The organism is uncultured Clostridium sp., assembly GCF_934754915.1.
GTDB lineage: Bacteria > Bacillota > Clostridia > Clostridiales > Clostridiaceae > Clostridium.
In genome coordinates this window covers 1-6,407 of record NZ_CAKVKB010000161.1, presented here as the reverse complement: position 1 = coordinate 6,407, position 6,407 = coordinate 1, and the positions used below count along the sequence as shown (strand labels likewise).

General features: G+C 30.9%; 8 protein-coding genes. 1 reads left to right on the top strand and 7 read right to left on the bottom strand.

Annotated elements, in window-relative coordinates:
* The coding region (locus tag Q0F58_RS16280) for a hypothetical protein (protein ID WP_294378895.1) at positions 1-197 on the top strand (197 nt) is incomplete at its 5' end.
* 102 nt (positions 198-299) lie between these two features.
* Here Q0F58_RS16280 and Q0F58_RS16275 read toward each other — a convergent pair.
* From Q0F58_RS16275 to Q0F58_RS16245, 7 genes are all read right to left on the bottom strand, one after another.
* On the bottom strand, positions 300-947 hold the full coding sequence (locus Q0F58_RS16275; protein WP_294378893.1) for a DUF1847 domain-containing protein: 648 nt from the start codon (positions 945-947) through the stop codon (positions 300-302).
* A 61-nt stretch (positions 948-1,008) separates the two neighbouring features.
* Positions 1,009-2,001 carry an ABC transporter substrate-binding protein gene (locus Q0F58_RS16270; RefSeq protein WP_294378891.1) on the bottom strand — a complete coding sequence of 331 codons (993 nt, stop codon included), beginning with the start codon at positions 1,999-2,001 and terminating at the stop codon, positions 1,009-1,011.
* Between the two features lie 12 nt (positions 2,002-2,013).
* On the bottom strand, positions 2,014-2,802 hold the full coding sequence (locus Q0F58_RS16265; protein WP_294378889.1) for an ABC transporter ATP-binding protein: 789 nt from the start codon (positions 2,800-2,802) through the stop codon (positions 2,014-2,016).
* The gene (locus Q0F58_RS16260) at positions 2,796-3,764 is read right to left on the bottom strand and encodes an ABC transporter permease (protein WP_294378887.1); all 969 of its coding nucleotides are present in this window, start codon (positions 3,762-3,764) and stop codon (positions 2,796-2,798) included. The genes Q0F58_RS16265 and Q0F58_RS16260 overlap by 7 nt, the downstream gene beginning before the upstream one ends.
* Before the next feature lie 15 nt (positions 3,765-3,779).
* Positions 3,780-4,139 carry a hypothetical protein gene (locus tag Q0F58_RS16255; protein WP_294378885.1) on the bottom strand — a complete coding sequence of 120 codons (360 nt, stop codon included), beginning with the start codon at positions 4,137-4,139 and terminating at the stop codon, positions 3,780-3,782.
* Between the two features lie 35 nt (positions 4,140-4,174).
* Positions 4,175-5,155, bottom strand: coding sequence for a sulfite exporter TauE/SafE family protein (locus tag Q0F58_RS16250; protein ID WP_294378884.1), 981 nt, complete (start codon positions 5,153-5,155; stop codon positions 4,175-4,177).
* Between the two features lie 6 nt (positions 5,156-5,161).
* The coding region (locus Q0F58_RS16245) for a cation-translocating P-type ATPase (RefSeq protein WP_294378882.1) at positions 5,162-6,407 on the bottom strand (1,246 nt) is incomplete at its 5' end.

The window sequence follows — 6,407 nt, the reverse complement described above, 5'->3', positions numbered from 1 at the left end:
TTTCTGATTTTTATAATGACAATTCACATTGTCATCATATAGAAGATTCAAAAGCCTGCATTAATAGCAAGTGTACTCGTGATTATACCTCAAATAACTATAAAACTCAAAAAAAATGTCATGGAAAAAATTGTGGATTTAACTCATGTATAGACCGAAAAAAAACAAGTGACTGGTTTTTGCCTGAATCAGAATAGAATACTATGAAAATTAACAGAAATATATAGCCATACTGAAATTTTAAGGTGTACTCAGATTTATAATATAAACCTGAGTACACCTCTTTAAATTTAGTAAAATTATTTAAACAGTTTTTTATAATAAAAACCACTTGTATATAATGCAGCTGCAGGATTATGTCCAAGAACTCTATCTTTAGTAATAAGAGTAGTTACAGGTGCATCCGAATGTTTAATGAACAATGAATCATGTCCAACGCACAATCCTACTATTACATTTAAATCAGTCTTTTCCTTATTTAACAATCTCGCTTGTAATACTGGATTACATAATGATTCATGACATCCTGGTTCTAACTTTAATTCTTCCTTAATTCCTATTTTAGTTTTATCTGTTCCTCCAACTTTACATGCTACTGCATATGGTTCAAGACCTTTATGTTTTAAAAATTTAGCAAAAATTTTAGTTTCATTTATAAGACCTACACATGTTGCGATTCCAATTTTCTTAGCTCCAATCCTCTTTGCAAATTCAGCTATTTCTTCCACTCTTGTTATCTTTCCATAAAATGTCCCTTCAATTTCAGCCGCTGATATAGCTAACTTCCTTGTTTCTTCATCATTAATATATAAATCATTTACTTCATCAATTTCTTCCTGTGATGTACTCTCTGTAAGACAAAAACCTGGAAAGTTCTTATCCCTTCTGAAGCAATTATATACCCCACAATTTGCACAACTTAATTTTCCATTTTTATTTTCACACATTTTTATTACCTCACTTCTTATTAATTTAATATTTTTTAATAATATCCTTTATAAAAATTTGTTAACTTTCTATACCTTCAAGTTTTACAAAAGTATTTTCTGTAAGAGCATCCACATCTGTGTCATCTTTTAACAACTTAACTTCTTGCAAGTCTTTCAAATTATTATGCAATGCTTCCTTTCCTCCATCCACTGAAGGATTATAATTATAAGTTTTCAATATTTCAGCATTTACATCTGCCTCACCTGCAACCCATTGTTTATCAACTTGAATTTTTGCTGTTTCTTCTTTGTTTTCATTTACAAATTTGCATCCTTTTTCAATTGCTCTTGTAACTTTTGCTGCAATATCAGGATGCTTTTCTACAAGATCATTGCTTAAGAAAAATCCACAGCAATACTCATCTTTTGTAAAATCATCTGTTGCTGAATCATATAATACTCTCGCTGTTCCACTATTCACTGCTATAGCACCAGCTGGATCACTAATGGCTATAGCTTGTACAGAACCATTTTCTAACGCTAATGGAAGATCGTTTTGATTAAATACCTGAAAATCCACTTCAAGATTTGATGTTGTAACTCCAATTCCTTCATGGGCAAGAACACGCTGTGTCAATATTGCAGGTGCACTTGCCATTCCTGGAACTCCAATTGATTTTCCTTTAAGATCTTTAGGTGTTTTGATATCAGAATCTTTTGCTACAAGAATTTTAGTACATCCAGTATGTACACCTAACACAAGTTTAGCTTCAAGACCATTTTCTAATGGTTGAGCCATTTTACTTATAAGTCCCATCAAGGCATCTGTACTATGGCTTTGAAGTGAATCTGCTGCTTGTGCACTTTCAATCTTTACTTTTTCAATCTTAACTCCTTCTTCTTCAAAATATCCATTCTCAACAGCCATCTGAATAGGTGCTTCACATAAACTTCCTGCCACTGCAAGCTTTAAAACATAATCTTCATCAGATTTGCTTTTGCTATTTCCGCATCCTATAAAACTCGTTGTTAAAATTCCTGCTGCAAGAATACTGCATAATAATTTTTTCATATTAAATTCCCCCTAAACATAATATTCTATTTCTTTTGCCTTACCTGCGTAGTTAAGTATTTTTAATATTTTATTTCTGTAATCTAAAAACTCTGGAAGATCTCTACCTCTAGGACGCCCTATATCTATTTCTATTATTTCAGCAATTTTAGCTGGCCTAGGTGTCATTACAAATACCCTGTCGCTTAAATATATTGCTTCATCGACATCATGTGTCACCATAATCATTGTTGTTCCTCTTTTTTTCCATATTCTAAGAAGTTCATCCTGCATATTCATTCTTGTAAATGCATCAAGAGCACCAAAAGGTTCATCAAGAAGAAGTACTTTAGGATGATTCACAAGTGATCTTGCGAGTGATGCCCTTTGTGCCATTCCACCTGAAAGCTGGTGAGGATATGAATTTTCAAATCCTTCAAGTCCTACAAGTTTTATAAATTCTGAAACTTCTTCTTTTTTTTCTTTAAATATTTTTCTCCTTTTGAGACCAAAGGCTACATTTTCATATATGTTAAGCCACGGAAAAAGTGTTGCATCTTGAAACATAAATCCTCTTTCATAGCTTGGCTTAGTTATTTCTTCATCATCAATATACAATTTTCCACTTGTAGGTTTTATAAGCCCTGCAATAAGTCTTAATAATGTTGACTTTCCACATCCTGAAGGACCTATAAGTGAAATAAATTCACCTGGCTTTATTGTTACATTGACATTGTTGACTGCCCTCACTTCTTCGCCATTATGGTCATTGAATATCTTATGAAGATTTTCTGCTCTTATTTCTCCAATTTTTCCTACCATTTTATAACCCCCTTCTGCCATACGAGAACTTTATCCCTTACTTTAAACAAGATTGTTATTATAAGAGAGAATGTTATTGCTATAACTATTAATCCTGCATAAACATTTGAATATGCCATCATTTCTCTCTGCCAGTTTACATACCATCCAATTCCATACTTTACACCTATCATTTCTGCTGTCATTAATGTAATAAATGATGAGCAAGCTCCATTGAACAAACCAATAAACATACTTGGCATTGCAGCTGGTACTGCAATTTTTGTGATATTTTGAAATGGTGTTGAACCAAGTGTACTTGAAACTTCAAAATATGCCTGTTTTACATTACTTATTCCTGAACTTGTAAGCACGGTTGTCGGGAACCATACTCCAAGAGCTATTAAAAATACACTTGCTGAAAATGTATTTGGAAAAGCTACTAAAGCTATTGGAATCCATGCTGTTGATGGAATAGGACCTGCAACTTTTATTAATGGATTAAGCCAGTAACTAAATTTGCCACTCCATCCAACTGCAATCCCAGTAAATACACCTAAAACTGCACCTACAAAAAATCCTGTAAGAAGAAGCTTTGATGAATAGCCAAAACATGTTATCATAAGCTGCCAATCTTCAAAAAACACTCCAAAAATTTTATCTGGGCATGGAAAATACAATTGTGGAAATATCATAGTTTTTATTGTAAGTACATTATAAATACTTAAAAGCATAACTGCTGCTGCTATAAAATATGATTTAAAACTCCATATTTCTTTTACTTTCTTATTTATAAAAGCAATTATTGTAATTCCCCCAAAAATTACTAACAATACAATTAGAAAATCAAAATAATATGGTAGTACTTTTGATGTATACTTCTTACTGTTTGGTATCAGCTTATGTATTAAAATTGAAAGTATAACTGCCAATACCGGAAGAAAAGTTTTTATATCGTCTATTTTGTTAATTTTTTTCTTCATTAATTTTTCCCCTTTCTATTTATATTCAATTTTTTCCAGAACGAATTTTTCATTTTCATAATGGCCACTAACTTTTACTTTACCTATCTTTTCCTTATATTCTTCCACTTCATTAATAAATTCTTTTGCTTTTTCATGTCCTTGTTCAGTAAATTTAATGAATTTTTCTTCTTCATTTCCCATATCTACTGCTATACCATACCCACTGTTCTCACACTTGTCCATCTTTATACATTTCAAAGTTTCATCTTCACCTCTTTTCATTTCTGCACAATGCTCATCAATTAAGAACCCTTCATATGAAATACTCTTATTTTGGCATCCAGCCAGAATAAAAACACTTATTCCTAATACTACTAATACTATTTTTTTCACTTGCCTCGCCCCCTTAATCTATATCAATTAATCTTTTATTCATAAATAATTATCTTATTACTTAACATTCCGCATATACTTGAATACATAATTTCTTTTTCTTCATTTGGAATAAAACTTATTATGTTTCTGCCTTCCTTAAATTCCATTTTCACATTATATTCTGGTATATCTATTGATGCTTTACATTCACCTATATACTTCTCATCAACATTGATTATCCATTTTACTGGAACCCCTTTTTTAAAGGCTACTGCATCAAATTTTTTATCACTAAATTCTGTCATAAGAACCTGTTCATCACCACTCACTGTTGCTGTAATCACCTTATCCTGCTCTGTCCATATTTTAAAGACATCTAGGTTTACGCCAAATAATACCATACTTCTATTTATCATAAATATTCCCATTGTTATTAATAAACATGCACTAAGCTTTAAAGCTGCTTTTCTAAATTTCATATTTAGCAGACTGCTGAAAACTCCAAACAAAAATATTACTGGAACTGTTCCAATTGCAAAGATAAACATTGCAGCAGCACCTTTTATGGCGCTTGCTGATGCTAATGCATAAAACTGAACTCCTTGCATTGGTCCACAAGGCAATAATGCAGTGATAATCCCCATATAAAACATATTTTTACTTTTATTTTTCACAATTATCTTTAATATCTTATTAAATATTGGAATCCTAACTTTAAATTTTTTCATAACACCTAAAAAATTAAGTGCCATAAATATCATAAATATTCCGCCTATAAAAGGTAATATTCCTTTAAATACTCCTGTAATAACAAAAAGTGAGCCGATACTTCCAACAATAAATCCTGCTGTGGTATAGGAAATTATCCTTCCTAAATTATAAAAAATAATTGTTTTTATATCTTTTTCTTTTGAGGTGCTTCCCGCAAGTACAAATCCTCCACACATTCCTATACAGTGAAAGCTTGTCAAAAATCCATATACAAAAATAACTACATATGAAGCACTTCCATTTGTTATGCTTGAAAAATCCATACTTAATCAATACACCTCCTTTTTAAGTTTCTTCAAAGTCAATGTATTTAGAACTACTGATAATGAACTTATAGTCATCAAAATACAAGCTATTTCAGGCTTCAGCATACCACTTGCTGCAATTGGTATTCCTACTATATTGTATATAAATGCAAATAGTAAATTTTGTTTTATTTTTACTATTGTCCTTTTGGATATTTGAAGCATTAGTGGTATCTGCAATAAACTCTTCCTCATAATAATCACATCACTGCTTTCAACTGCTATATCAGTTCCTTCTTTTAAAGAAATACTTAAATCTGCTGCTGACAATGCAATCGAATCATTTATTCCATCACCTATCATTGCAACCTTTTTCCCATCTTTTTGAAGATCTTTAATAATTTTATATTTGTCTTGAGGTGTTACTTCTGAATATACTTTGTCAACACCTATTTTTTTGCCTACATTATTACATACATCTTTTTTATCCCCTGAAACAAGCATAGTATACATTCCTCTCTTCTTAAGTACTTTCACTGCTTTTTCAGCGTCTTCCTTTATTGTATCTTCAAATGATACTGCTCCAACCAACTGTCTATCTATTGCTATATAAACAGCTATTTTATTTTTAATTTCCTTAACTTCAATACCATTTTCCTCTAACATTTTTCCATTGCCTATAATTATTTTCTTATTTTCTATTAAAGCAGTTACACCTTTTCCAACATGTGCTCTAAAATTTTGTATATTTATTTTATTTAAATTTATCCTTTTACCTTCTTCGTATATTGCCTTTCCAATAGGATGCTCGGAATATCTTTCCACGCTGCTTATAATTTCTAACAGACTTTCTTTAGTATAATTTTCTGTAAAATTAATAATTTCTTTTACTTTTAATTTATTTTCTGTAATAGTTCCAGTTTTATCAAAAATAATTGTATCTATTTTTGAACTTTTTTCAAAAACATCACCTCTTTTTATTAGTATTCCATTTTTGGCAGCTAATCCCATGCCAAGTGTTACTGCAATTGGAGTTGCAATTCCCAATGCACATGGACACGATATTACAAGTACACAGACTGCATTAATAATTGGTTTTTCAATATAATAAAACGAACCATGATATCTATATAAAAACCAATAAAGAAATGTTACTAGGGATATTGTAATTACTGCCGGAACAAATATTGAACATATTTTATCAGCAAGTTTTTGAATCTTAGGTTGTGCTTTCTGTGCTTCTTCTACAAATGAAATAATATTTGAAAGA